The sequence below is a fragment of the Bradyrhizobium sp. Pha-3 genome (assembly GCF_042258325.1).
Taxonomy (GTDB): domain Bacteria; phylum Pseudomonadota; class Alphaproteobacteria; order Rhizobiales; family Xanthobacteraceae; genus Bradyrhizobium; species Bradyrhizobium elkanii.
On sequence record NZ_CP170151.1, the window covers coordinates 177,640 to 202,709 of the forward strand.

The following is a 25,070-nucleotide window of genomic DNA, read 5'->3' on the forward strand; positions in this document are numbered from 1 at the left end:
CGCGAAGCGCCGGATGAGGGGTTGTCTCCGCTAGAGCGTTTTCGAGCGAAGTGGATACCGGTTCGCGTGAAGAAAACGCGTCAAAACAAGAATCTAGAGCCCCGTTCCGATTCCATCGGAACGGGAAAAGCTCTAGCGAGATTTATCCGTGCGGAGAGAAACCCCTCACCCGCACGCGCTTCGCGAGCGCATCCTCTCCCACAAGGGGAGAGGGTGAGACCGCGCCTGTATCAGCTGCCAAACCTCTCCGACGCCCATGATATGCCATAGCCGCGGGGCGGTCGCATAATTTCTGAATAATAGAATAGTACCGCTGATTTGCCCGACGAGTCAAGCTGCCATGTCCAGCGCCGGCAGCCGCCGGCTACTTTGCATGGGGTTGTTTTCGATATTTTGGCGGCGCGCCCCTCCAGGTGAGGGTGATTATCGCGTTCCAAACCTCTCCGCCGCCCACGCGTAGAGGCTGCCGGGGATCGGCGCCTCCTTGCCGCGCCCCTTCGGCGAGATGTGCAGGCCGATGATCCCGGGATCGTTCAGGTAGCGCGAAAAATCCGACGGCTCGAAGAACAGCTTCGGCTCGGCGTGCACGGCGTAGAATGATCGCTTCGGCAGCGCGTGCTGCAATTCGCCTGCGCGGCGCGCCAGCGCGGTGAGCGCCGCCGGGCCGTAGATCGCGACGCGGATGTCGGCGAGGCGGCTGGATTTGCCGCTCAGCCGGCGCATCGCAAAGGTCAGGCGGTGGCGCAGCGCCAGCCAGTCCGGGATCAGCTCGTCCTGCTGCATCAGGGCCTCGAACGCGCGCACGATGGGATCATCTTGCGGCAGATACAGCACGGAGTTGCCGAGCTGCCGCGGCCGCTCCCAGGCAAAATAGGGCTTTGTCGGATCGAGCTCGACGCCCTTCAGCAGCAGCACGTCGGCGTCGAGCCAGAGGCCGGCGCGCTGCGCCATCAGCCGCATGCGGAAGAAGTCGCTGAACTGCAGCATGGTCCAGTCGCGCCACGAGCCGTCGGGCTCCGCCGGGCGCAGCTTCTCCGCGAATGAATGCGGCAGCACGGCTTCGGCTTCGGCATTGCCGATACCGTCGGGCAGGCCGGGAATCGGATCGAAGCTGTAGACGGTGACCTTGTGCCCCGCCGCCACCTGCGAGCGCAGGCAGGTCTGGCGCAGCGGGTCCATCGAGCCGTGCCAGAAGGTGACGATGTCAGGCAGCATGCGCGTCAGCTATCAGCGGGTTGCGGCGAGCGAATTCGGCAAAGAAAAGCCCCGGCGCCTGACGGCACCGGGGCACGATGATGCGCTGAGCCTCAAGCCCAGGCGCGTTCCTTGAGCTTGGTCTCGTAGCTGTCGATCGACGCCTTCTTCTCCATCGTCAGCCCGATGTCGTCGAGGCCGTTGATCAGGCAGTGCTTGCGGAACGGGTCGATCTCGAACTTGACCTTGCCGCCGTCGGGACCGCGGATCTCCTGATTGGGGAGGTCGATGGTCAGCGTCGCGTTAGCGCCGCGCTCGGCGTCGTCGAACAGCTTGTCGAGGTCCTCCTGCGACACGCGGATCGGCAGGATGCCGTTCTTGAAGCAGTTGTTGTAGAAGATGTCGCCGAACGAGGTCGAGATCACGCAGCGGATGCCGAAATCGAGCAACGCCCAGGGTGCGTGCTCGCGGCTCGAGCCGCAGCCGAAATTGTCGCCGGCGACCAGCACCTTCGCGTTGCGATAGGCGGGCTGGTTGAGGACGAAATCGGGGTTCTCGCTGCCGTCATCCTTGTAGCGCTGCTCGGAGAAAAGCCCCTTGCCAAGGCCGGTGCGCTTGATGGTCTTGAGGTACTGCTTCGGAATGATCATGTCGGTGTCGACATTGATGATCTTCAGCGGCGCCGCGACGCCTTCCAGCGTGGTGAACTTGTCCATCGGTGCTCTTCCCGGGCAAAAAATAGCGGATATCGGCCGGATGTTTATCGCGAATGTGACAGCGGTAAAAGGGCCATTTCTGCAGGGCTAGCCCGCATCGGCCTCAATCGCCTCCATATCGGCGTCGGAGAGGCCGAAATGGTGCCCGATCTCATGGATCAGCACGTGGCGGACGATGTGGCCGAGGGTCTCGTCGTGCTCCGCCCAGTAATCCAGGATCGGCCGGCGGTACAGCCAGACCAGGTTGGGCAGCCGGGCCACGTCGCTATGGCTCTGCTGCGGCAGGCCGATGCCCTGAAACAGGCCGAGCAGGTCGAACTCGCTCTCGGCCTGCATCTCGTCGAGCACCTCGTCGGTCGGGAAATCATCGACGCGGATGATCAGGCCCTCGCAGAGGGCCCGGAACGTCTTGGGCAGGCGCTCGAAAACCTCGTGCGCCATGGCCTCCATCTCGGCGAGCGAGGGGGCTTTTTCTGTGGTCCACATGACACTCCTTTAGCGCGAGTGCTGTCGGCGGCGCCAGCGCAGTTGACCTTGGCGGCGCAATGGGAGACCGTGCCGCCCACGAATGGGGCTCAAGAATCGAGCTTGGGTGGGCGTAATGAAACGGATCGTGGCGGCAGCGTTGTTGGCTGTAGCAGTCGGGCTCTCGCTCCCGGCGACGGAGGCGCAGGCACAGAGCGCGGCAGCTGAGGCGCGCGTCGGCGAGGGGGCACCGGTCGTGCGCGAGCGCGTCGTCGAGCGCCGCCGGCTGAAGCGCGTGCCGATCTACCGGTCCCGGCCCGATCATTGGGAACCCGATGTCATCCCGCGCTACAATCCCGGTCCGAACGCCGTGCGCGACTGCACCGCGACTTATGTGCAGGAGCACCGGCCGAGCGGTACCGTGATCACGCCGCGCATGAACTGCTTCTGGCGGCCGGGCTAGTTGCGCGTATGTCGGCGCGTCGCGCCGATCATCGCAACGGCCGCGATCACTCCCATCGATCCATAGACCGCGACCGCCATCAGCAATTGCGTGAGATGGCTTGCCGTGCCCATGGCGCCGCCCGGTCCTTGCGAGGCGAGCGCGACATCAATTGAAATGATGGAACCGCCGAGCGCTGCCGCGCCGAGTGCCAACCATTTGCGCGGACCTTGTTGTGTCATTGGCGATGTCCTGCGAGAAGCACCTCACAACATGCGACCATAGTCAATGCCGGATTTACGCATCGACAGGAAAAATCCTGCGGCTGTGTCGGAACCGGAAGCGCGCTCGCAGCATTCATGATCGTGGCGCAGTTATTCACTTCCCATTCACGTCGTCCGCATTCTGCTTGCGATCTGCGTCGCGGCAACGGGGGTCGATTCGAAAGCTCAAGCGTTTTCCAGCGGAGCCTGTCCCGCACGTGATGCGGGATGGACGTCGGCTCGCGTGAAGAGAACGCGTCAAAGCAAGATCTGATCGTTCGTTGCAAGACGTGACTTAAAGGGATCAAGGAGACAATTCATGAAGGCGATGAAGGTTCTGGGACTGGCGGCCGTCGGTGCCGTGTTGGTGTTGGCGGCGCCGGCCGAGCGTGCAAGCGCGATGTCGCTCGCCACGCCGGGCACAGCCGCAACGGTTCAGGACAACGCGAACCAGACGACCACGCAGGTACGCTGGGGCGGGCGCGGCTGGCATCGTGGCTGGCATCGCGGACATCACCGCGGCTGGGGGCATCGTCGCCACTGGCGCCGTTGATCGCGCGGCGTATCAGCGCAGATGAGACACAGGCCCGTGAGCAGCGGGCCTGTTGTCGTTCTCAGCCATCAAACCGGCAGATTCGCCCACGCGAGATGATATCAATCGCAATCTGCAGGAGTTGATCATGATGAGATGGATCGGTGTTGCGGCTGTCGCTTGTGCATTCGCGTTGACAGCGCCGGCATCGGCAACCGCCGCGGCATCAGCCAAGCCGCAGGCCGCGGCACCGCAGCGGCAAGCAGGCAAGGCGACTGATATCAGCGCGCAGCGCCATCATCACCATTACCATCGTCGCCACTATCACTACGGCTACCGTCCCTATTACCGGCCGTACTACCGGCCCTATTCCTATTATCGGCCGTACGGCTCCTATTATTACGGGCGGCCCTATTACTATCGGCCGTACCCCTATGCCGCGCCGGCGCCATTCACCTTCGGCTTCGGGTTCGGCCCGTTCTGGTGATGCGCGCCGTCGCGCTGGACGCGACGTCAGCGCTGCAACGAGAGAGCAGCTCCGATCGGAGCTGCTCCGCCGGCCTCAGGGCGCGAAGCCCTTCGCCAGCAGCACAATGCCCTGCGCACCCGCCTTGCGATCCTTCGAGATCTCGACATATTCGGGCGACTCCGACCAGGCGCGGAATGCGGCTTCGTCAGGGAACGACATCAGCACCAGCTTGTCGCGATCCCAGCTGCCCTCGAGCACCGCGGGCTGTTCGTCGGCCGACAGCAGGCGTCCGTTGAACTTCCTGAACACGTCGAAGAAGCGCGCCTGATACCGATCATAGGCGGCGCGATCGGTCATCTTGAGTTGCACGATCACATAGACAGTCACTGACGTTTCTCCCGGACGTTTCGTCGCAGCGTTTTGCGCGTTCATGGCGCATTCAGTCAGCGGCTTCTAGCGTCATGCCGGGAGCGACTGCAATGAACGCAATGAAGCCGGCTGCCATGCAGCGTGGTGCTCATTGCCGTTGTGGGAGGTTCAGAGATGAGGGAGAGCTATTTGCGGCGCGGATTGGTGCGCCGTCTCGGCGTTGCCGCGGTCCTCGCATTGTCGGTCGCCTCGCAGCAGCGCGCCGAAGCGCTGTCGCTGGTGAGCCCGGGCGCCGCGTCCGCGGCAAAGTCCGCGGCCGATGCCATGACGACCCAGATCCGGCATGGCGGCGGCCACGGCGGCGGAGGTTTTCATGGTGGCGGCTTCCGCGGCGGCGGGTTTCACGGCGGTGGGTTCCGTGGCTTCCATGGTGGCGGCTTCCGCGCCGCACCGGCGTTCCATGGCGGCTTCCATCGCCATTATGGCGGTTACCACCGCTTCTATGGCGGCGGTTACCGCTACGGCTATCGGCCCTATTACCGCCGGCACTTCCATCACCGGCGCTTCTTCTACGGATCGTCCTACTATTACCCGGCCTATTATCATCACCGCCGTTGCCGGGTGGTCTGGACCTATTACGGTCCGCGCCGGATCTGCCGGCCGTGGTGGCACCACCGCCACTACTGGCGGCCGTACCGGGTCTATTGGTAAAGTCTGAAATGACAGCGGGCGCCTCACGGCGCCCGTCTTGTTGGGTCACTCTCTTTGCGCGCCAGAGCGTGTTCGAGCGAAGTGGACGCCGGTTGGCGTGAAGAAACCGCGTCAAGCAAGAAGCGCTAATCCCAGTTCTTCAGCTTCCAGGACTTTATCTTCCACGGCGTCAGGTTTTCCATCCGCCATTGCGTCCAGCGCTCCGGCGGCCAGTGGCTGAGGCGCGAGGTTTCCTTCACCTCGGGAAGCGGATCGATGATGCGCGCTACTGCACGACGGCGCTTCTGGCGCGTCGCGTCGCTGATCATGTCGACGAATTCGGGTTTATCGGCCACGGCACGCGCTCCTTGCGAAGGCTCGTTTTCGCAAGGAGGCAGTGTGCGTGCGCCCCGTTAACGAGCCGTTTCCGAAACGGCTCGAGCTTGAGACGAAACCTGCGCTTGCCTTACCGCCAGTCGCGGACGTCGACAAAGTGTCCGGCGATCGCGGCGGCCGCGGCCATCGCGGGCGACACCAGATGGGTGCGGCCCTTGAAGCCCTGGCGGCCCTCGAAGTTGCGGTTCGAGGTCGAGGCGCAACGCTCTTCCGGCTTCAGCTTGTCCGGGTTCATCGCAAGGCACATCGAGCAGCCCGGCTCGCGCCAGTCGAAGCCGGCCGCAATGAAGATCTTGTCGAGGCCTTCGGCTTCCGCCTGCTCCTTCACGATGCCCGAGCCCGGCACGATCATCGCGTTGACGTTGGCGTTGACGGTCTTGCCCTCGGCGATCTTTGCGGCGGCACGCAGATCCTCGATGCGGCCGTTGGTGCAGGAGCCGATGAAGACGCGGTCGAGCTTGATGTCGGTGATCTTCGTGCCGGCGGACAGGCCCATATATTTCAGCGCGCGATGCTTGGAGATGCGCTTGGCCTCATCGGCGATCTTGTCGGGATCGGGCACGAAGCCGGTCACCGAGATGACGTCCTCAGGGCTCGTGCCCCAGGTGACGATCGGCGGCAGCTTGGCCGCATCGAGCCGGATTTCGTGGTCGAAATGCGCGCCCTCGTCGGAGCGCAGCGTCTCCCAGTAGCGCATCGCGGCATCCCAGGCGGCGCCCTTCGGCGCCTTCGGGCGGCCGCGCAGGAAGTCGAACGCCTTTTGGTCGGGCGCAACCAGGCCGGCGCGCGCGCCGCCTTCGATCGACATGTTGCAGACCGTCATGCGGCCTTCCATCGAGAGCGCACGGATCGCCTCGCCGGCATATTCCAGCACATAGCCGGTGCCGCCGGCGGTGCCGATCTCGCCGATGATCGCCAGGATGATGTCCTTCCCGGTCACGCCTTCGGGCAACTTGCCGTCGACGATCGCGCGCATGTTCTTGGCCTTCTTCTGGATTAGCGTCTGCGTCGCCAGCACATGCTCGACCTCGGAGGTGCCGATGCCGTGCGCGAGCGCGCCGAACGCGCCGTGCGTCGAGGTGTGGCTGTCACCGCAGACGATGGTGGTGCCGGGCAGCGTAAAACCCTGCTCCGGGCCGATGACGTGAACGATGCCCTGGCGCTTGTCGAACTCGTTGTAATACTCGATGCCGAATTCCTTGGCGTTCTCCGCCATCACCCGCATCTGCTCGATGCTTTCAGGATCGGGGTTCGGCTTCGAGCGGTCGGTGGTCGGGATGTTGTGGTCGACGACGGCGAGTGTCTTCTCGGGCGCGTGTACCTTGCGGCCGGCGGCGCGCAGCCCTTCGAACGCCTGCGGCGAGGTCACCTCGTGCACCAGGTGGCGATCGATATAGAGCAGGCAGGTGCCGTCGTCGGCCTCGTGGACCAGATGGTCGTTCCAGATCTTGTCGTACAGCGTTGTCGGTTTGGACATGAGCTTCAGCTCCAGAAGAAATTCAGTGGTGGAATGGCATGAGCGCGTCTTAAGCGCGCGGGCAGGCGAAAGCGTCCAGGCAGCGTTACGCTGCGCGTCTAAGCTCTGATGTTGCCGACGTCGCAAAGCGCCCGAAGAAGCGGCCGGGCAGCCGCGAGCGATCGTCGATCACGACGCGCTTGCAGGTCTGACTTGGGCAGCGCTGGCTTGCTTGATCCGGAACCATTCTAAATTTCTAACACAGGGCTCGCGCCCGCGACAATCGATCCATGCGCGGGCCTGCACGTCAGATAGGTATGCCGCAACAAAAAAGCGCGGGGCAGGCCCCGCGCTTTCGGTCACATCCGGTTGTCGTTTGACGCGTTTTCTTGACGCGAACCGGTCCCCACTTCGCTCGAAAACGCTACGAGGGAAAAATTACTCGCCGACAGCGGTCTGGCGGTCCTGCTTCTCGACGATGCGGGCCGACTTGCCGCGCAGGTTGCGCAGGTAATAGAGCTTGGCGCGACGAACCTTGCCGCGACGCACGACCTTGATCGAGTCGATCATCGGCGACATCACCGGGAAGACGCGCTCGACGCCCTCGCCGTAGGAGATCTTGCGCACGGTGAAGCTCTCGTTGAGGCCCTGGCCGGAACGACCGATGCAAACGCCCTCATAGGCCTGTACGCGGGTACGCTCGCCTTCGACCACCTTCACGTTGACGATGACGGTGTCGCCGGGTCCGAATTCCGGGATATCCTTGGTGGCGGCGAGCTTGTCGAACTGCTCTTTTTCGAGCTGCTGAATAAGGTTCATTGAAATCTCCATCGGCGGCGCGCCCAGCCTTTCGCGGGCTGCGCAAACGTCCATCTATCCTGCGCGGGTGCGGATTTGGCCGCCCGTATAAGGCAAAGCGCAGGGTTTGTCACCCGTCTGTCTTGTTTTTTGTCCCTCGCGGAGCGGCTTTTTGGCCGGCCTTGCGGGCCCAGAGATCGGGCCGCCGGGCCGCCGTCAGGGCCTCGGATTGGGTCAGCCGCCAGGCCGCGACCTTGGCGTGATCGCCGGAAATCAGGATTTCCGGGATTGGCCGGCCCTCGAACTCCTGCGGGCGAGTGTATTGCGGGTATTCAAGTAGTCCTTCGGAGAAGCTCTCCTCGGTTCCCGAGGCCTGCTTGCCCATCACCCCAGGCAGCAGGCGGACGCAGGCGTCGATCAGGGCCATCGCGGCGATTTCGCCGCCGGACAGCACATAATCGCCGATCGAGACCTCCTCGAGGCCTCGCGCCTCGATCACCCGCTGGTCGATGCCCTCGAAGCGGCCGCAGACGATCAGGGGGCCAGGCCCGGCCGCCAATTCCGCAACCTGGGTCTGGGTCAATGGCCGACCTCGCGGGCTCATCAAGAGGCGCGGACGATCAGGCGCGATATCGGCGGCGTCGATCGCCGCCGCCAGCACATCGGCCCGCAGCACCATGCCCGGGCCGCCGCCGGCCGGCGTGTCGTCGACGCTGCGGTGCTTGTCGGTGGCCGAGGCCCGGATGTCGCGCGCCTCCAGCGCCCACAGTCCGCCAGCCAGCGCCTTGCCGGCGAGGCTCACGCCGAGCGGCCCCGGAAACATGTCCGGGAACAGGGTCAGCACGGTGGCGCGCCATGGTGTCGCCTGGGCTGGGGTGTCTTGCGATGTCATGGCCTCTGGTTACGGCACCACGGCCGTGAGGTCGAGGCTCTGCATCATGGCGGCGGCGTCGACCGCGCGGCGGAAGTCGGCGAGTCCGAAAGTCGCGACGTTGATCTTGCGCAGGTCCAGCAGCCCTTCGGCGGCGAGGCCGGCGAGCTGGCCTGGTGCCGTGCGGTCGTACATGAATTGCCCGACCACTTCCCAATCGTTGGCCAGCATCTCGCGAAACGAGAGCTCGAGCGGCACCTCGGCGCTGCCCATCAGCACCATCCGGCCGCCACGCCTGAGCGCGCGCAGAGAGGACAGCGTGGTCGACGTGCTCTTGGCGGCGCCGAGCAAATCGAGCGCGACATCTGCGCTGCCGCCGGCGGCGCGGCGGATGACCGCAAGATCAGCTGCGGCATCGCCGCTGACGACGGCGGGAATGACGCGCGGGCCGAACGCATCGCGCAATTGCTCGAGCGCGGCCTCTTTGCGTCCGACCGCAACGACGCGGCCCGCGCCCATCGCGACCGCGAGCATTACGCCGCCCGAACCGAAATAGCCGGTCGCGCCGTTGACGATGATGGTCTGGCCGCCGCGCAGGCCGGAGCGCTGCAATCCGCCGAACGGCACGATCAGTTTTGCGAGTCCGATCAGCTCGGTCGCCGGCTTGTCGTTGAGATTGGCAAGCGGCGTGACGCAGGCGGCCGGCCAATGTGCGATCTCCGCAAACACGCCGTCGCGCCAGCGCGTCTGCAACGCGAGCGCCTCCGGCGTCGTCACCGTCGCGGTGAGGCCGATCAGGATTTGCGGCGGATCGCGATCCGGCACGTCGCCGCGCAGATGCGGGCTGAGGAACACGCGGTCGCCGCTTTGCACATGCGTGACGTTGTCGCCCGCGGCGACGACGCGTGCGATCGCATTGGTGCCCGGCACGAACGGCATCGGCGGCAGGCTGTAGGGCAGCGCGCCCGACAAGACCTTGTTGGTATAGGACAGCACCATGCCGGCCTCGATCCGCACCACGACGCCATCGGCCGCGGGCTTCGGCGTCACGACATCCTCGAAGCGCAGATCGTTGTGGGCGTGCAGCCGCCAGGCCTTGTGCGTGCTTGTCATTATCATCCTCCGTGGCACCATTGCTTAGGTAGCCCGGATGGAGCGAAGCGCAATCCGCTCCAGCCTCCCCTTGAAAAGGGGAGGTCGCTTTGCTCGCGAGAGCAAAGCGGGTGGGGATCAGCTCTCTCCATTTGCAGCATCGCCCGTGGCTGACCCCCATCCCGACCTTCCCCCTTGGAGGGGCAAGGAGAAGTGAGGACCTGTAGCCCGGATGGAGCGCAGCGAAATCCGGGAGCGGGCTGTCCGCGGTGAGAGCGGTCCCGGATTTCGCTGCGCTTCATCCGGGCTACGGAATTCGGCAAATAACTATGCGTCACGCCGCCTTCGGATCGTCGGCGAGATGCCGCGCGAGCACGACCGCAAGCGGACAGATCGCCAGCGCCGTGAGCGCGGTCGCTGCGGTGGCGAGTGTCGGGCCGAGCGCGTCGCCAAGCAGGCCGTAGAGCACCGGCGCGATCGCGCCCGATCCGATCGTTCCGGTATAGAACAGCGCGAAGGCGCGCTCGGTCTGATGCGCGGGGGTGAGCTCGGGCACCGTGCCGTAGAGCACCGATGACGTGCCGTTGAGCATTACGCCGAGCAGCGGCAGCAGCACGATGGCCGGTGCGAGCGGCAGCGCCAGCACCGCGACGATCAGCGCCGCTGTGCCGCCTTCGGTGATCAGCACGGTGCGCAGCGTGCCGACCCGCGCGCCGAGCCAGCCGCATGTAAATTTTCCCGCGGCGCCGCCGATGAAGACCAGCGCCAGCGCGAGGCCGTTGGTCGGCAGCGAGGCGCCCTTGTCGCGCAGCAGGAACGGCAGGAAGGTGAGAAAGCCCATCCTGACCGCGGTGTCGAGAATTCCAATCGCGAGCAGCCAGTGAAAGCCGCGGCCTGTGCTGGCGCCGCGCGATATTGATGCCGCCTTGTGCTCGGCGCCCTTGCCGACCGACGGCATCCAGAGCGCGATGCAGACCGCGACGAGCAGGCCTGCAAGAGCGAGCACGAGCAGCGTGTGCCGCCACGACATGATCACCAGCAGGATCGAGGTCAGCGCCGGGATTGCCGCCTTGCCGAGATCACCACTGAAATTGTAGATGCCGAGCGGCCCGCGCGCCGCCGTGCCATAGGCGCGCGACACCGCGGCGGAAGCGATCGGATGCTGCGTGCTCGACCCCGCGCCGGAGAGCGCGAGGGCGAGGCCAAGGCCAATGACACCGCCGGAGAATCCGGCAAACGCGTAGCCGAGCGCCGACAGCGCCGTGCCCGCGATCAGGATGACCTTGCCGTCGATCCGCTCCGCGATGCGTCCGACAGGAATCTGCAGCCCGGCCATGGCGCCGGCATAGAGCCCGCGCAGCAGCGCCAGCAGGCCGTAGCTCAGCGCGAATTCGGCCTGCCAGACCGGCAGCAGTACGTAGATGACGTCGGTGTAGCCGTCGTGGAGGGCGTGGTTGAGCCCGGTCACGGTCAGGGTGCGGGTTGACCGGGCACGGTCGGGCCGCGTCGCGCCGGTTTCAGCCGATACGCTCATTGCCGCCCTCCAGTGCAAGAAAATCTAAAGTTGGGACGGGCGAGCATCAGGAGGGGGTCTCAAAAAAGAAAGCCATGTAAGCAGCTTGCATGGCAGTATGCGCCGCCAAGGCTGTTGTCACAAATCAGTAATAATCGGATCATGCGTTAGAAAATCTTGTATTGAGGGATCAATGTTCGTCCCACGCCGCAGCCTGCCACCGCTCAATGCGGTCCGCGCCTTCGAGGCCGCCGCACGGCTCGGCAGCTTCAAGGAGGCCGCCGCCGAGCTCAGCGTGACCCATGGCGCGGTCAGTCAGCAGATCCGCCTGCTCGAGGAATGGCTGGGCGCCCCGTCGTTGTTTCGGCGATCGGTGCGGCGCGTGGTGCTGACGCCGGCAGGCGCGGCATTGCTGGCGGAGTTCGCGCCCGCGCTCGACCGGATTTCGGCCGCCGTGCAGCAGCATCGCGAGCGGCGCGGCGATATGGCGGTCGCGGTGTTGCGCGTCAATGCGCTCGCGACCTTCAGCCTGCGCTGGCTGCTGCCGCGGATGAGCCGGTTTCGCGCCGAGCATCCCGATATCGAGGTGCGCCTGAGCACGTCGAACGATCCGGTGGATGCGCTGCCTGAACCATTCGACGTCGTGATCCGCGGTGGCCCCGACACCTTCCACGGCTTCTCGTCACGCTTCCTGGTGTCGGAGCGAAGATTGCCAGTGTGCAGTCCGGCGCTGCTTGCGCGATTGCCGCTGCATGAGGTCGCGGATCTCTCCAGGCACACGCTGCTGCATGTCACGTCGATGCCGCGGCTGTGGCGCGACTGGCTGACCGAGGCCGGGCAATCCGCGCTGGAGCCGGCGGCCGCGCTGACCTTCGATCACTTCTATCTGACGATCCAGGCCGCGCTCGATGGTCTCGGCGTTGCGATGGGACCGACCGCGCTGATCGCGGACGATCTTGCGGCCGGGCGCCTGGTGACGCCGTTTCCGGATGTCAGCCTGCCGGCGCGGAGCTACTTCGCGTATTTTCCGGCGGGCCGCAGCAACGATCCGCACAGCGCGGTGTTCTGCGACTGGCTCGAGCAGCAGGGCCGGATGACAGGCTGAAGATATTTCTTGATCAGGCGGCCGACGGATCGTCGCCGTCGACCTCACCGTCGATTTCCTTGGGCAGGTCGATCACGACTCGGCCACCGGCAACGTCGACGGTCGGCACCACGGCATTGGTGAAGGGCAGCAGCATCGTCGCGCCCTGCTGCGGGGCGATCTCGATGATGTCGCCGGCGCCGAAATTATGGATCGCGATCACCTTGCCGAGCGGCTGCTCCGTCGTCGTCACCGCGGCGAGCCCGATCAAATCGGTGTGGTAGTATTCGCCGTCGTCAGTGTCCGGCAGCCGGTCGCGCGGAACGTAGAGCTCGAGGCCGTTGAGCCGTTCGGCGTCATCGCGGCTGGCGACGCCCTTCAGCGTCACCACCAGATGGTCCTTGGCCTCGCGCACATGCGTGACCTCGAACTGGCGCGTGCCGTCCTTGGTCATCAGCGGGCCGTACTCCTTCACGGCCAGCGGATCTTCGGTGAAGGTCCAAAGCCTGACGGCGCCGCGCACACCATGCGCAGCGCCGATACGGGCGACACAGACCGGTGCAGTCACCGTGGTCGCCGTTCAGCCTTAAGCCTTGGCGGCGGCTTCGGCCTGCGCCTTGCGCTCCTTGCGCGGCACGGCCTTCTCGGGGTTGTTGCGCGCGGTGCGCTTGACGACGCCGGCGGCATCGAGGAAGCGGGTCACGCGATCCGACGGCTGCGCGCCCTTGGCGAGCCAGGCCTTCACCTTGTCCATGTCGAGCTTCAGGCGCGACTCGTTGTCCTTCGGCAGCAGCGGGTTGAAGTGGCCGAGACGCTCGATGAAGCGGCCATCGCGCGGGAAGCGCGAGTCGGCAACGACGACGTGATAGACCGGACGCTTCTTGGTGCCTGCGCGAGCGAGGCGGATAACAACGGACATTTAGTTCTCCTTCAAAGGTCGATGTGTTCGATTGATTGGCATTCCGCGTCGCGCCGGCCGCGTGTGAGCCGTCGCGACGAATTCCTCATTTCTTCTTGCCCGGGAAGCCGCCGAGGCCCGGCAGCATCGGCTTGCCGGAAAGGCCGGTCAGGCCCGGCACGTTCGGCAGGCCGCCGCGCAGGCCGGCCGGCAAATCCTTCGGCAGATTGGGCAGGCCGCCGCCGGCGCCGCCCTGCATCTTCTCGGCGAGCGCCTTCATCTCCTCGGCCGAGGGCGGCTTCATGCCGCCGCCGAATCCCATCGCCTGCGCGATGCCGGCGAGCGGGCCGCGCTTGCCGCTTCCCATGGCCTTCATCATGTCGGCCATGTTCCGATGCATCTTCAAGAGCTTGTTGACGTGCTCGACGCTCTGGCCGGCACCCGCCGCGATGCGCTTCTTGCGGCTCGCCTTCAGGATGTCCGGGTTCTTGCGCTCCTGCCGCGTCATCGAATCGATGATCGCGACCTGGCGCTTTAATATCTTGTCGTCGATGCCGGCCGCCGCGATCTGGTTCTTCATCTTGGAGATACCGGGCATCATGCCCATCAGGCCGCCGATGCCGCCCATATTGGCCATCTGCTGCAGCTGTTCGCGCATGTCGTTGAGGTCGAACTGACCCTTGCGCATCCGCTCCGCGGTGCGCGCGGCCTTCTCGGCGTCGATATTGGCGGCGGCCTTCTCGACCAGCGAGACCACGTCGCCCATGCCGAGGATGCGGCCGGCGATGCGGTTCGGATGGAAGTCTTCCAGCGCGTCGGTCTTTTCGCCGGTGCCGATCAGCTTGATCGGCTTGCCGGTGACGGCGCGCATCGACAGCGCCGCGCCGCCGCGGCCGTCGCCGTCGACGCGCGTCAGCACGATGCCGGTGAGGCCGACGCGCTCGTCGAACGAGCGCGCGAGGTTGACCGCGTCCTGGCCGGTGAGGCTATCCGCGACCAGCAACACTTCATGCGGGTTGGCGGCGGCTTTGATCTCGGCCGCCTCCTTCATCATATCTTCGTCGAGCGTGGTGCGGCCGGCGGTATCGAGCAGCACCACGTCGTAGCCGCCGAGCTTTCCAGCCTCTAGCGCGCGCCTTGCGATCTGCGGCGGCATCTGGCCGGCGACGATCGGCAGCGTCGGAATGTCGAGGTCGCGGCCGAGCACCGCGAGCTGCTCCATCGCCGCCGGGCGGTAGACGTCGAGCGAGGCCATCAGCACCTTGCGCTTGTCGCGCTGGACCATGCGGCGTGCGAGCTTCGCGGTGGTGGTGGTCTTACCGGAGCCTTGCAGACCGACCATCATGATCGGCACCGGCGGCACGGAGTTGATATCGATGGTCTGGCCGTCGGAACCGAGCGTGGCGACGAGTTCGTCATGGACGATCTTCACCACCATCTGGCCCGGCGTCACCGACTTGACGACGGTGGCGCCGATCGCCTGCTCGCGGACCCTGTCGATGAAGCTGCGGACCACCTCGAGCGCGACGTCGGCCTCGAGCAGCGCGCGGCGCACCTCGCGCATCGCGGCATCGACGTCCTTTTCGGTCAGCGCGCCGCGCCCCGTCAGACGATCGAGAATGCCACCAAGCCGTTCCGACAGATTGTCGAACAATGCCGTTGTCCTTCGTTGCGCCCGTGAGCGCGGTCATCCGTTTCTCGTCGTACCCCGCGAAAGCGGGGTATCCAGTACGTCGCGGCCTCCCGGTTCAATCCGAGGTGCCTCTGGGATACTGGATCACCCGCTTTCGCGGGTGATGACCAGATAGTTTGCCTCGGCACCGTGCCAAGACGATGGTCCAAACACTTTTGCGCCCGAGGGCGCATCGCGCTGTCGGGCGTTGGCCTCTGGCCTCCAGGACCAGTCGGCGGGTCGAAAAGACGGAGCTTTCCGAGAAAGTGGCCGCGTTAAACGCCGCCGGGGCGGCAAAGTCAAGGAAAGTTTCGCTGAAATCCGCTCAGCTTGGACAGTAAGGTCCTGAAATCACGTCGATTTGCTGTCTTGGTTCCGAATTCGCCGCTGCCACCCATATAACCGGAGCCTGCCTCCTATTCCGGAACCCGCGTGCTGATCACCCGCCGCCGCCTTCTCGCAACCTTGACCGGAGCCGCCGCCGCAATCGGCGTGCCCTCGATCTGGATGATCTACATGAAAACCTACGACGGCCCCGTCTCCGATCATTTCGACGGCCTGCACTTCTTCGATCCGGAGGGCTCGCCGCCGAAATCGCTTGGTGAGGTGCTGCGCTGGCAGTTCGGGGGCGGCCGGCAGCGCGCGGTCTGGCCGGAATGGGCGCCAAGTCCCCATGCCGATACGCCGCCGCCCCGCGTCGAGGGCGACAAGGTGCGGCTCTGCTTCGTCGGCCATGCCAGCTGGCTGATCCAGACCGCGGGCCTCAACATCCTGTTCGATCCGGTCTGGTCGCTGCGTGCCTCACCGTTCAGCTTCGCCGGGCCGAAGCGGCACAACGATCCCGGCATCGCATTCGAGAAACTGCCCAGGATCGATGTCGTGCTGGTGTCGCACGGCCATTACGACCATCTCGACGTCGCGACGCTCTCGAGACTTGCGGGGGCATTCGGTTCTCGCGTGATCACGCCGCTCGGCAACGACGTCACGATGCGCGAATCCGATGCTGCGATCAAAGCCGAGGCGTTCGACTGGCATCAGCGCGTCGAGCTCGGCAATAGCCTTGCCGCGACGCTGGTTCCGACGCGGCACTGGTCGGCGCGCGGGCTGTTCGATCGCAACAAGGCGTTGTGGGCGAGTTTCGTTTTGGAGACGCCGGCCGGCAAACTCTACATCGTCGGCGATTCCGGCTATGGCGACGGGGGCATTTCCGCCGGGTGGCCGAGGCGCATGGCCCGCTCAGGCTCGCGATCCTGCCGATCGGCGCCTATGAGCCGCGCTGGTTCATGCGCGACCAGCACATGAATCCGGAGGATGCGGTGAAGGCGCTGGCCGATTGCGGCGCGGCGCAAGCGCTGGCGCATCACCACGGCACATTCCAGCTGACCGACGAGGCAATCGACGCGCCCGCGATCGCGCTTGGCGAAGCGCTCGACGCAGCCAAGGTACCGCGCGAGAAGTTTTTGACGTTGAAGCCCGGGCAGGTGTTCGAGATTTGAACGCTGTTTGGGATTGAGTTGTCCTCCCGGCGAAGGCCGGGACCCACAACCACAGGATTGCGTTGTGGAGACTCGCTGTGGCTCCATCTCCTCAAGACAATTGATATTGGTGGTAATGGGTCCCGGCCTTCGCCGGGACGACAATCGCTACCTCTCCTTGATCGCCCAGGAGACGCTGACATTGACCGTCAGCGTTTCCTCGCCTTGCGCCACCGGCGTCGGCGCGGCGAAGCCGGCCGTGGCCATCTTGGGACGGAACACCGGTACCGGCGCCGAGCCGACCTCCGCGATATTCACGGGTGCGCCGAGCGTGACGCCGGCGGCCTTGGCGTAGATCTCGGCCTTGCGGCGGGCGTCGGCGATCGCCTTCTCGCGCGCATCATCGAGCAGCTTCGAGGCCTGCGACACCGAGAAATTGAGTCCGCCGATATCGTTGGCGCCGGCGCCGACCAGCACGTCGATGACGCTGGCGACCTTGCTCACATCGTGCAGCCTGATCGTGACGCGATTGCTCGCGTGGTAACCGACGATGCTGGGCGGGGCGTTCGGCGACGACGGTGTGCGGCTTGCGAATTGCGGCTGCAGCGACAGCCGCGAGGTCTGAAAGTCCTTCTCCGCGATCCCGGCGCCCTTCAGCGCAGCCAGCACCTTGCCCATCGTCACATTGTTGGCTTCGGCGGCTTCGCGTGCGGTCTTGGCGTCGGTGGTGACGCCGGCGTCGAGCTGCGCCTGGTCGGGCGGCGCCGACACGGTCGCCTCGCCGGTGACCGAAATCGCCGGCGGAAAGTCGTCATTGGCGAGTGCGGGCGCCGCCAGCAGCGCGGTCGCGATCAGCGTGGCGGCGAAGGGGAGGCCAAGGGGGAGGCCAAAGGGGAGGCGATGGGTCATCTGGCTCACTTCAGGGGTACGTAAACGTTGATCACAAGCTTGTCTTCGGCGGTCTTCAGCGGATCGGTGATGTATTCCTCGATGAAGGTGTCCTTGGCTTCGAGCTTCTTGTCGTCGAGGTGATTGGTGATCGCCTCATAGGTGTTGTCCATGTTGTCGTAGGAACCGCGATGGACGAACTTCAGCGCCTTGCCGTCAGGCGAATTGCCCATGCTCATGTTCTTGCCGAGGTTCTTGACGTCCTGATCGACCGGGATCTCGGCGATGAAGGTGAAGCCGGTGTCGTCGGTCGAGGTGTAGACAATCATCGGATTGCCCGCTGCCTTGACGCCGTCCTTGTCGAGCAGCGCGGTGAGCTGCTTGAACGCCTCGATCAAGGCGTCGAAGGCGGAATCCCAATTGGCCGTGCCCTTCAGCATCACGACCTTCTTCGGCTCCAGCGTGAACGGCTCGCCGAAGGGATCGGCGGTCTGCACCGGGGCGGCCGGCGCCGGCGCCGGGGTCTGCGCTGCGGCCGGGCTGTCGGCCGGCGACTTGGTCTCGGCCGGCGGGGGCACCGGCGTCGCCGATGGTGCAGGCGCCGGGGTTGGGCTCGGGCTCGCCGCGGGAGCGGGCGAGGCTGACGGCGACTGGGCGGGGGCCGGGCTTGCCAGTGCGATCGCGGCCAAGGGCAGCAGCGCGACCAGGGCCGCGCGGAGCGTGTTGATACGGTTCATTGGTTTTTCTCCATCCCCTGCCTCAAACGGCCGCTCGATCTGTCCCGGCGCGCGGTCCGCGAGGTGCGATATTCCTAACACGCAAGTTCTGCATTCGTCCCATGACAGATGTGTCATGGGGCTATTCAGGCTGGCTAACGGGCCATCACTCGCCATATAACCGGGCAGAATTTGGGAAAATCGATGAGCGCGCTCGCCAATCACGCATTCGCCAAGATGAACGGCATCGGCAACGAGATCGTCGTCGTCGACCTGCGCGATTCCGAGGCACAAGGTCGGGCGCAGGTGTCGGCGGCGGAGGCGCGCGCGGTGGCTTCGCCGGCCGGCGGCGTGCCCTACGACCAGCTGATGGTGCTGCAGCCGCCGCGGCTCGACGGCACCGAAGCGTTCATCTCGATCTACAACAATGACGGCTCCGAGGCGGGCGCCTGCGGCAACGGCATGCGCTGCGTGGTGCGGCGGATCTTCGAGAAGACCGGCCAGACATCAGCGACGTTCCAGACCCGCGCCGGCCTGCTCAATTGCTGGCAGGGGCCGGTGCCCGATCTCTACACCGTCGACATGGGCGCGCCGAAGTTCGGCTGGCAGGACATTCCGCTGGCCGAGGAATTTCGCGACACCCGCTACATCGAGCTGCAGGTCGGGCCGATCGACGATCCGGTACTGCATTCGCCCTCGGTGGTCTCGATGGGCAATCCGCATGCGATCTTCTGGGTCGATGACGTCAATGCCTACGACCTCGAGCGTTTCGGGCCGCTTTTGGAAAACCATCCGATCTTTCCGGAGCGCGCCAACATCACGCTGGCCCATATCGTCGATCGCGACCACATCACGATCCGCACCTGGGAACGCGGCGCCGGCCTCACCAAAGCGTGCGGCTCGGCGGCCTGCGCGACGGCTGTTGCGGCGGCGCGGCTGAAGCGTGCCAACCGCATCGTCGAGATCACGCTGCCCGGCGGCAAGCTCGGCATCGAGTGGCGCGAGCGCGACGATCACGTGCTGATGACCGGCACCGCCGATTTCGAGTATGAGGGCCGCTTCGATCCGGCGCTGTTCGCCAGCGTTGCTTGATCGTTATGGGCGTCGACGTCGTCACCTTTGGCTGTCGCCTCAATTCCTTCGAATCCGAGGTGATCCGCCGCGAGGCCGAGCAGTCGGGGCTTACCGACACTATCGTCATCAACAGTTGCGCCGTCACCAACGAGGCGGTGGCGCAGGCCCGGCAGTCGATCCGCAAGTTGAAACGCGAACGCCCGCATGCGCGCATCGTCGTCACCGGCTGTGCGGCGCAGACCCAAAGCCGGATGTTCGCCGAGATGGCCGAGGTCGACCGCGTGGTCGGCAATGATGAGAAGATGCGCGGCGACGCCTGGCGCGCGACACGTTCGGCATTCGAGGCGCCGTTCGGCATCGACGCGAGCGAAAAGGTCGCGGTCGCCGACATCATGGCGGTGACCGAGATGGCGCCGCATCTGCTCGACGGCTTCGAGCGCGGCCTGCCGCGGGTGTTCGTTCAGGTGCAGAACGGCTGCGATCATCGCTGCACCTTCTGCATCATCCCCTACGGCCGCGGCAATTCGCGCTCGGTGCCGATGGGCGCTGTGGTCGATCAGGTCCGCGCGCTAGTCGAGCGCGGCCATGCCGAGATCGTGCTGACCGGCGTCGATCTCACGAGCTATGGCGCCGACCTGCCGGGCGCGCCGAAACTCGGCCAGTTGACCCGGCAGATCCTGCGCCATGTGCCCGAGCTGAAGCGGCTGCGCATCTCGTCGATCGATTCGATCGAGGCGGATCGCGACCTGCTCGATGTCATCGCCGACGATGCGCGGCTGATGCCGCATCTGCATCTGTCGTTGCAGTCCGGTGATGACATGATCCTGAAGCGGATGAAGCGCCGGCATTTACGCCAGGACGCGATCGATTTCTGCGCGCAGGTTCGCCGGCTGCGGCCGGACATCGCTCTCGGCGCCGACATCATCGCGGGCTTCCCAACCGAGACCGAGGAGATGTTCGCGCGCTCGCTCGATCTGGTCGCGGAATGCGATCTCACCTTCCTGCACGTGTTTCCGTATTCGCGGCGTCCGGGCACGCCGGCCGCGCGGATGCCGCAGGTCGAGGGCGGCGCGATCAAGGAGCGCGCCAGGCGGCTGCGCACGGCAGGCGAAGCCGCGCTGCTGCGCCGGCTTGACGCGGAAGTCGGCGCGACGCGCGAGGTGCTGATCGAGAGCGAGCGGCAAGGCCGCACCGAGCACTTCCTGCCGGTCGCGATCGATGATGATGTGCCGGGCATGGTGCGGCGGCTCGTCGTGACCGGTCACGACGGCGCGCGTCTCGTTGGGGCGCGCGGCGACGCTATCTAGAGTGTTGCATTCATAAATTCGCCAGGTCCGCCTTGCCTTCGAAGGAGGCATGGAACCGACGCGAATGCATGGCGGCTTTCGGCCAACAGGCGACATGGCATCGCGTCAATGAATGAAAGACGGCGCCAACTGAGGCTCAAAATGCAGGCGAAGATCAAAGAACATACCTGCCCGGACTGCAACTGAACGGGCTTCCCGCCTGTTACGAGCCGGTAGAGCCGGGGCACAAATCTATGCGGTCAAACGCAAGACCTGCGACGGCAAGGGCAAGATCACGGAAGACAACTACCCGGGCGATTCCGGGACAACACTGAGGCGGCCCAGACAAAGTTACGCCGTCCGCTTGAAATAAATACGGACGGCGTTCCTCTAGCCCCGAGAGGGTACGAACAAAATCCCGGATATTGCACCTTCGAGTGCGATGACGCCTTTACTTGCGGAGCCTGTCCTTCTCCTCGTGTATGTCGGCAGCACTTCTGTGGATCTGTTTGCTCCAGAAGTGGTTCAGGGCGGCCTTAATTATTGTGTCGCTCTTGTTTGCCCACCGCTTGCGGAAATTCACTATTTTCTTCACGCCGATATGGGCATGGGATTGGTATTGACCCATCATGTTGGCGTTCGCAAACCCGGCGACCGCAGCCAGTCGCTCAAATGTGAGCCGGTTTCAGCCAGACGAGCCTTGCGGATTAGGCGCTGGCGCTCGATGCCTGGGGGAGTTCCTCGGGCCTCTTTGCGCAGCCGCTCTGCCTGGATGCCAAGACGCTGTTCAAGTGATTGAGTGTGTATGAGATGTCGCTTCATGGACACGGCACGCTCCATTCCGTTAGAGGAAGGCGGGAGCGCGATCAGGCGTTCTCATCACCGATATAAGCCACGGGTTTGGGCGGTGATGGATTTACTGTCTACCTGTCTGGAGGGAATAGCGAGCTATTTATTTCAGGCCTATTGTCGCAACTCGCGGAACGAATGGCTCGGTATTATTGCGCAACGCCCCAACAGGCGACTCCCGAATTCAAATTAGGCCATTAGGGGGATAAATAGGCCAGCATCCCCAACGCCACAGGACCAGATCACGAAAGACGAACCTTTCCAGACCTATCGTTAGAGCCGTTCCGGTCGGGGTCCCGATGTCTGGATCGGGTCACCACGCGCCGTCTGATCGACCGGCCTAGTACTCGTCCTTGTCGCTGTGATGAAGATTAAAAGCTCTATCGTACCTGTCGCGGGCTTCGGTACCAACGCTATATCGACCGGGCCACCAGCAATGTGGTGGACTGTAGTTGTCGTTCTCAGCGTCTGCCTTGGCTTTTTCGCCTAGCTTCTCGGGTGTCCAAAGGGACATTGATTTATCTTTACCCACATCTTGGTCCTCCAAGTGCGACGATATCTCATTCACAGCTAACTTGGCGCCTAGCCAATTCAAGTTAGGAGACTAACCCTAGACTGTCGGTTCTCTCTAGATGAACGCCGGCGACCAACTGAAAAGCGCAATATCGCACTTTTACTCGCTACCATCCTCGACAATGACGTTGCTGCGGCCGATGCCGCCGGCGGCAATTTGAAGCATAGTACCAATCGCCCAACAGCATCCCACCAGAACGCTGAATCCATCCCGCACGGTATGGTCAAGGACAATGATGCCAACGAACAGAAACACTGCGATCGAGGCAAAGAAAGTTCCGGTCGCGCTGGCCATCGCCGCCGCATCGGCGTCGAAGCTCCATTCTCCCGGTCGTGTGAATTTTACTGTCTGCGCAAGACGGCTAGGCAGATCGATGCCCAAATAGAAGCCAAGGGCCCCGTAAAGCATCATCAACAAGACCATCCATTCACTTCGAAAAAACTCGCTTTCCATGCGCATCAGTCCTACGGCCGCGTATAGGCCGCCCGCGCCCCCAACCATGGCAAGTCCGATCCTTTCAAGGATGTGCGCCACTTTGATGAGAACGGAACGGCCGAGCCACGTGGTAGCGGCGACGTGACCGTGCCTCGCCAACTTTTTCTCTCCAAGCGACAAAGCGCTAAGAACAACTGCAATGCTCATTTTCATGGCATTCCTTTCCTGCTTTCGACGCACGCAGGAACTGCCTGAGCGCACATGATGCAATTGAATATCAATTTTCAGGATGATGTGTGCCCACCGACGGCACTGGGCTGCCATCTCTTGGAAACGAAGACTTCGGTGCGTCGCCGTTTTGGGGGCAGCTCTCGGACAAGCAATCCGCTCGACCAAGCCAACACCCTACGCCGTTTCCATTCCAAAACCTAATGAATAACTTCCGCTTCGGGACAACTCCTCGCGGTACTCGCCGAGTCGGTATTGAAAATGGCAGGACGAATTTGCGTCAACCTCTCGCCGATCAGGGTGATCTTCGGGCCTGAAGGCTCCGGATCGAGACATCCGCTTTTCGTCGTGCAGTGCGGCCAAACGGCCGAGGCGCTGCATCATGCCTCAGGCCGGCATGCCGCGCATGAGCCCAACATTCGTACACTTCGGAGAGCGAGAGTCGATTGGAATCAGTAAGTGGGGCTGCCAGTTCACGACTGGGTTTGGTGGATGACTTGAACAACAGAAAAAGATAGCTATTCGAGCATAAAGAGCGCACCGTTGCGTGTGTTCGATTGTGGCGCTGGTGCGGAGCTGTACTCCAGCTGGATGAAGCGCCGGCATTCACGCCAGGATGCGATCGATTTCTGCGCGCAGGTCCGCCGGCTGCGGCCGGACATCGCTTTCGGCGCCGACATCATCGCGGGCTTCCCGACCGAGACCGAGGAGATGGTCGCGCGCTCGCTCGACCTGGTCGAGGAATGCGATCTCACCTTCCTGCACGTGTTTCCCTATTCGCGGCGTCCGGGCACGCCGGCCGCGCGGATGCCGCAGGTCGAGGGCGGCGCGATCAAGGAGCGCGCCAGGCGGCTGCGCGCGGCCGGCGAAGCCGCGTTGCTGCGCCGGCTTGGTGCGGAAGTCGGCGCGACGCGCGAGGTGCTGATCGAGAGCGAGCGGCAAGGCCGCACCGAACATTTTCTGCCGGTCGCGATCGATGATGATGTGCCCGGCGCGGTGCGGCGGCTCGTCGTGACGGGCCATGACGGCGCGCGCCTCGTTGCACAGGACCGCTGAGACGCTCACCCCGACTCCATCTCCGTCATCCTTGCAAGTCAGGACGCGCTGGATCGGACAGATGATGTCGCGAGAACGTGAGGCTGCGTCGCTATTCTCATTGTCGTCCTGGCGAAATCCAGGACCCATTACCCCAGATCTCAATTGTTGCGCGACGCTGGGGCCACGATCTCGCGCAGTCACCGAATGCGGTGGTCATGGGTCCTGGATTTCGTCAGGACGACGAATGGAGGGAGCTGCGCATTGGCGCCTCCGGAACAGCGGGTCACCCGCATTCGCGGGTGATGACACTGAACCAGCTGTTTGACAGGTTGCATCGATACCCATCGCGTCATCGTGCATGACGCACTCAGTGCGTGCGCGCGCCCGGCCTTGCCGGCTGCGACGCGCGAACCTGCCAGAACCGCAGCAGGCGATCGGCGTTTTCGCGGGTCAATTTGGTGAACTGGTTCTTCGCATGGGCGAGTTCGACCGGTCCCATCGAGCCGGTGGTATAGCGACATTCCATCACCGCGGCGGTGGTCTCCCAACTCATGTCTGCCGCCCGGCAGGGCACCAGCAGGCCTTCACTGCGCAGGCTTTGCATCAGGGAGCGGATCACCTCGATGTTCGACTGCGCAAGATACGCCAGCGCAACGATGGTCTCTTCATATTTTCGCTGCCTGGCGAAACCGAGCAGGGAGGCTTCGTTGAGCTCGCCATCGTCCTTGAGCTTTGCGACATGGCGCTTGGCCGCGGTGAAGTCGCGGACCTGCGACATGTCGCGCTCGACGCCGGCGGCGACCGCGGCGATCGCGTGCCGGATCTCTTCGAACAGATAGGGCGGGGCGCGCTCCAACAGACGGCCGCGAACCTCTTCCGTCGCGCGGCGCAGGAGCTGAAGGCGGAGCTCCGAAGGCATGTCCGCGCGAATGCCGGTCTCGACCGCAAGCACCGGATCGTGCTCGGCCTGCGCGAGGATGACGGCAAATCCGCCCGGCGATACTTTGGCGCCGGGATTGCTGACAAGGCGGTGGCTCACGCTCGCAAAGCGGCGCGCCAGAAGCGCGTCGGTGACGACCTCCTTCAGCCACCAACGGCCGGCGACGGCGAGCAGATGCTGCTCGCTCTTGGTCCGCGCGATCTCGACGAGGTCGTCCGCGCTGAGCCGCGACGATTCCTGCAGGATCGGCCGCGCGATCCTGATCTCGTCATTGCGGGCGAGACGGCGAATGATCGTGGGCGGTGCCTGGGCGACCGGTGCGAGCTGTTCGCTGATGTCGGTGAGTGCCATCCGGGCGCTGATGTCGGCGAGGGCGCGCAACTCGATGGTCTTCACCAGACGCTCGAGCACGTTGTCGAACAATTCGATCTGTTCGCTGTTGAACTTGCCGGCGGATGCGAGGAAAAGGCTGGTGACGCGCCTTGCCGTGGCCAGGCATTTATCGGCGGAGCCGGCGCGTATCGCAGCCTCGACCTCGTCGACAATTGCTTGCCCATCATTCAGCATTGCTCGTCCTGAGCCGTCGCGGCGCGCTTTTTCTAAGCCGCCTGTAGGACTATCCGATGGGCCTGAATGTTCCGTAAAGG

Annotated in this window: 25 protein-coding genes and 2 pseudogenes; 9 read left to right on the top strand and 18 right to left on the bottom strand. The window is 64.3% G+C overall.

What is annotated here, in order from left to right; genetic code table 11:
- Nucleotides 1-423: 423 nt before the first annotated feature.
- From ACE10X_RS00850 to ACE10X_RS00860, 3 genes are all read right to left on the bottom strand, one after another.
- Nucleotides 424-1,215, bottom strand: a complete 792-nt coding sequence (locus ACE10X_RS00850; RefSeq protein WP_038387226.1) for a hypothetical protein — start codon at nt 1,213-1,215, stop codon at nt 424-426.
- A gap of 92 nt (nt 1,216-1,307) precedes the next feature.
- The gene (leuD, locus tag ACE10X_RS00855; RefSeq protein WP_016847636.1) at nt 1,308-1,910 is read right to left on the bottom strand and encodes a 3-isopropylmalate dehydratase small subunit; all 603 of its coding nucleotides are present in this window, start codon (nt 1,908-1,910) and stop codon (nt 1,308-1,310) included.
- A gap of 87 nt (nt 1,911-1,997) precedes the next feature.
- Nucleotides 1,998-2,396 (bottom strand): metallopeptidase family protein, encoded by a 399-nt coding sequence (locus tag ACE10X_RS00860; RefSeq protein WP_016847635.1) that lies wholly within the window; start codon nt 2,394-2,396, stop codon nt 1,998-2,000.
- A gap of 115 nt (nt 2,397-2,511) precedes the next feature.
- On the opposite strand from ACE10X_RS00860, the gene ACE10X_RS00865 reads away from it, so the two are divergent.
- Nucleotides 2,512-2,838 carry a hypothetical protein gene (locus ACE10X_RS00865; protein WP_038387218.1) on the top strand — a complete coding sequence of 109 codons (327 nt, stop codon included), beginning with the start codon at nt 2,512-2,514 and terminating at the stop codon, nt 2,836-2,838.
- Here the strand turns inward: ACE10X_RS00865 and ACE10X_RS00870 are convergent.
- A complete protein-coding gene (locus ACE10X_RS00870) occupies nt 2,835-3,059 on the bottom strand; it encodes a hypothetical protein (RefSeq protein WP_244435938.1) in 225 nt (74 codons plus the stop codon). The genes ACE10X_RS00865 and ACE10X_RS00870 overlap by 4 nt on opposite strands.
- 340 nt (nt 3,060-3,399) lie before the next feature.
- Here ACE10X_RS00870 and ACE10X_RS00875 point away from each other — a divergent pair, with 340 nt between their 5' ends.
- Together ACE10X_RS00875 and ACE10X_RS00880 are read left to right on the top strand one after the other, a co-directional pair.
- A complete protein-coding gene (locus tag ACE10X_RS00875; protein ID WP_016847632.1) occupies nt 3,400-3,633 on the top strand; it encodes a hypothetical protein in 234 nt (77 codons plus the stop codon).
- A 127-nt stretch (nt 3,634-3,760) separates the two neighbouring features.
- Nucleotides 3,761-4,099: a hypothetical protein gene (locus ACE10X_RS00880; RefSeq protein WP_304498102.1), complete on the top strand. Its 339-nt coding sequence runs from the start codon at nt 3,761-3,763 to the stop codon at nt 4,097-4,099.
- A 75-nt stretch (nt 4,100-4,174) separates the two neighbouring features.
- On the opposite strand, the gene ACE10X_RS00885 is transcribed toward ACE10X_RS00880, so the two are convergent.
- A complete protein-coding gene (locus ACE10X_RS00885) occupies nt 4,175-4,468 on the bottom strand; it encodes a DUF1330 domain-containing protein (protein ID WP_038387221.1) in 294 nt (97 codons plus the stop codon).
- Between the two features lie 156 nt (nt 4,469-4,624).
- On the opposite strand from ACE10X_RS00885, the gene ACE10X_RS00890 reads away from it, so the two are divergent.
- Entirely contained in the window at nt 4,625-5,161 is a 537-nt protein-coding gene (locus tag ACE10X_RS00890; RefSeq protein ID WP_038387217.1) for a hypothetical protein, read from the top strand.
- A gap of 125 nt (nt 5,162-5,286) precedes the next feature.
- Here the strand turns inward: ACE10X_RS00890 and ACE10X_RS00895 are convergent, their stop codons facing one another.
- From ACE10X_RS00895 to ACE10X_RS00920, 6 genes are all read right to left on the bottom strand, one after another.
- Complete coding sequence (locus ACE10X_RS00895) at nt 5,287-5,496, bottom strand: hypothetical protein (RefSeq protein ID WP_016847629.1); 210 nt, start codon at nt 5,494-5,496, stop codon at nt 5,287-5,289.
- 110 nt (nt 5,497-5,606) lie between these two features.
- Nucleotides 5,607-7,013 carry a 3-isopropylmalate dehydratase large subunit gene (gene leuC / locus ACE10X_RS00900; RefSeq protein ID WP_038387216.1) on the bottom strand — a complete coding sequence of 469 codons (1,407 nt, stop codon included), beginning with the start codon at nt 7,011-7,013 and terminating at the stop codon, nt 5,607-5,609.
- 417 nt (nt 7,014-7,430) lie between these two features.
- The gene (rplS, locus tag ACE10X_RS00905) at nt 7,431-7,811 is read right to left on the bottom strand and encodes a 50S ribosomal protein L19 (protein WP_018269387.1); all 381 of its coding nucleotides are present in this window, start codon (nt 7,809-7,811) and stop codon (nt 7,431-7,433) included.
- 109 nt (nt 7,812-7,920) lie between these two features.
- Complete coding sequence (gene trmD, locus ACE10X_RS00910) at nt 7,921-8,682, bottom strand: tRNA (guanosine(37)-N1)-methyltransferase TrmD (protein ID WP_051003191.1); 762 nt, start codon at nt 8,680-8,682, stop codon at nt 7,921-7,923.
- Between the two features lie 9 nt (nt 8,683-8,691).
- A complete protein-coding gene (locus tag ACE10X_RS00915; RefSeq protein ID WP_375763923.1) occupies nt 8,692-9,774 on the bottom strand; it encodes a zinc-binding dehydrogenase in 1,083 nt (360 codons plus the stop codon).
- 313 nt (nt 9,775-10,087) lie between these two features.
- Nucleotides 10,088-11,287 (bottom strand): MFS transporter, encoded by a 1,200-nt coding sequence (locus ACE10X_RS00920; RefSeq protein WP_038387213.1) that lies wholly within the window; start codon nt 11,285-11,287, stop codon nt 10,088-10,090.
- Between the two features lie 172 nt (nt 11,288-11,459).
- Between ACE10X_RS00920 and gcvA the strand changes: the two genes are divergently transcribed.
- Nucleotides 11,460-12,371 (top strand): transcriptional regulator GcvA, encoded by a 912-nt coding sequence (gene gcvA / locus ACE10X_RS00925; RefSeq protein WP_038387212.1) that lies wholly within the window; start codon nt 11,460-11,462, stop codon nt 12,369-12,371.
- A 13-nt stretch (nt 12,372-12,384) separates the two neighbouring features.
- Here gcvA and rimM read toward each other — a convergent pair whose 3' ends face one another.
- From rimM to ffh, 3 genes are all read right to left on the bottom strand, one after another.
- On the bottom strand, nt 12,385-12,918 hold the full coding sequence (rimM, locus tag ACE10X_RS00930; RefSeq protein ID WP_038387211.1) for a ribosome maturation factor RimM: 534 nt from the start codon (nt 12,916-12,918) through the stop codon (nt 12,385-12,387).
- Nucleotides 12,919-12,936: 18 nt separating this feature from the next.
- Nucleotides 12,937-13,269 (bottom strand): 30S ribosomal protein S16, encoded by a 333-nt coding sequence (gene rpsP / locus ACE10X_RS00935; RefSeq protein ID WP_028340838.1) that lies wholly within the window; start codon nt 13,267-13,269, stop codon nt 12,937-12,939.
- A gap of 85 nt (nt 13,270-13,354) precedes the next feature.
- A complete protein-coding gene (ffh, locus tag ACE10X_RS00940; RefSeq protein ID WP_018269389.1) occupies nt 13,355-14,902 on the bottom strand; it encodes a signal recognition particle protein in 1,548 nt (515 codons plus the stop codon).
- A gap of 450 nt (nt 14,903-15,352) precedes the next feature.
- Here ffh and ACE10X_RS00945 point away from each other — a divergent pair.
- Nucleotides 15,353-16,416: pseudogene (locus tag ACE10X_RS00945) on the top strand (MBL fold metallo-hydrolase).
- A 147-nt stretch (nt 16,417-16,563) separates the two neighbouring features.
- Here the strand turns inward: ACE10X_RS00945 and ACE10X_RS00950 are convergent.
- Together ACE10X_RS00950 and ACE10X_RS00955 are read right to left on the bottom strand one after the other, a co-directional pair.
- The gene (locus tag ACE10X_RS00950) at nt 16,564-17,304 is read right to left on the bottom strand and encodes an SIMPL domain-containing protein (protein ID WP_038387220.1); all 741 of its coding nucleotides are present in this window, start codon (nt 17,302-17,304) and stop codon (nt 16,564-16,566) included.
- Between the two features lie 5 nt (nt 17,305-17,309).
- Nucleotides 17,310-18,020, bottom strand: a complete 711-nt coding sequence (locus ACE10X_RS00955; protein ID WP_028340834.1) for a GyrI-like domain-containing protein — start codon at nt 18,018-18,020, stop codon at nt 17,310-17,312.
- Between the two features lie 183 nt (nt 18,021-18,203).
- Here ACE10X_RS00955 and dapF point away from each other — a divergent pair, with 183 nt between their 5' ends.
- Both dapF and mtaB read left to right on the top strand, forming a co-directional pair.
- Complete coding sequence (gene dapF, locus ACE10X_RS00960) at nt 18,204-19,091, top strand: diaminopimelate epimerase (protein WP_375763924.1); 888 nt, start codon at nt 18,204-18,206, stop codon at nt 19,089-19,091.
- 5 nt (nt 19,092-19,096) lie between these two features.
- Nucleotides 19,097-20,380, top strand: coding sequence for a tRNA (N(6)-L-threonylcarbamoyladenosine(37)-C(2))-methylthiotransferase MtaB (gene mtaB / locus ACE10X_RS00965; RefSeq protein WP_304557944.1), 1,284 nt, complete (start codon nt 19,097-19,099; stop codon nt 20,378-20,380).
- Nucleotides 20,381-21,881: 1,501 nt separating this feature from the next.
- Here mtaB and ACE10X_RS00970 read toward each other — a convergent pair.
- The gene (locus ACE10X_RS00970; RefSeq protein WP_375763925.1) at nt 21,882-22,430 is read right to left on the bottom strand and encodes a hypothetical protein; all 549 of its coding nucleotides are present in this window, start codon (nt 22,428-22,430) and stop codon (nt 21,882-21,884) included.
- A 600-nt stretch (nt 22,431-23,030) separates the two neighbouring features.
- Here ACE10X_RS00970 and ACE10X_RS00975 point away from each other — a divergent pair.
- A pseudogene (locus ACE10X_RS00975) lies at nt 23,031-23,501 on the top strand (tRNA (N(6)-L-threonylcarbamoyladenosine(37)-C(2))-methylthiotransferase MtaB); the annotation flags it as partial.
- A 349-nt stretch (nt 23,502-23,850) separates the two neighbouring features.
- On the opposite strand, the gene ACE10X_RS00980 reads toward ACE10X_RS00975, so the two are convergent.
- A complete protein-coding gene (locus ACE10X_RS00980) occupies nt 23,851-24,990 on the bottom strand; it encodes a DUF2336 domain-containing protein (RefSeq protein WP_038384711.1) in 1,140 nt (379 codons plus the stop codon).
- Nucleotides 24,991-25,070: the final 80 nt, after the last annotated feature.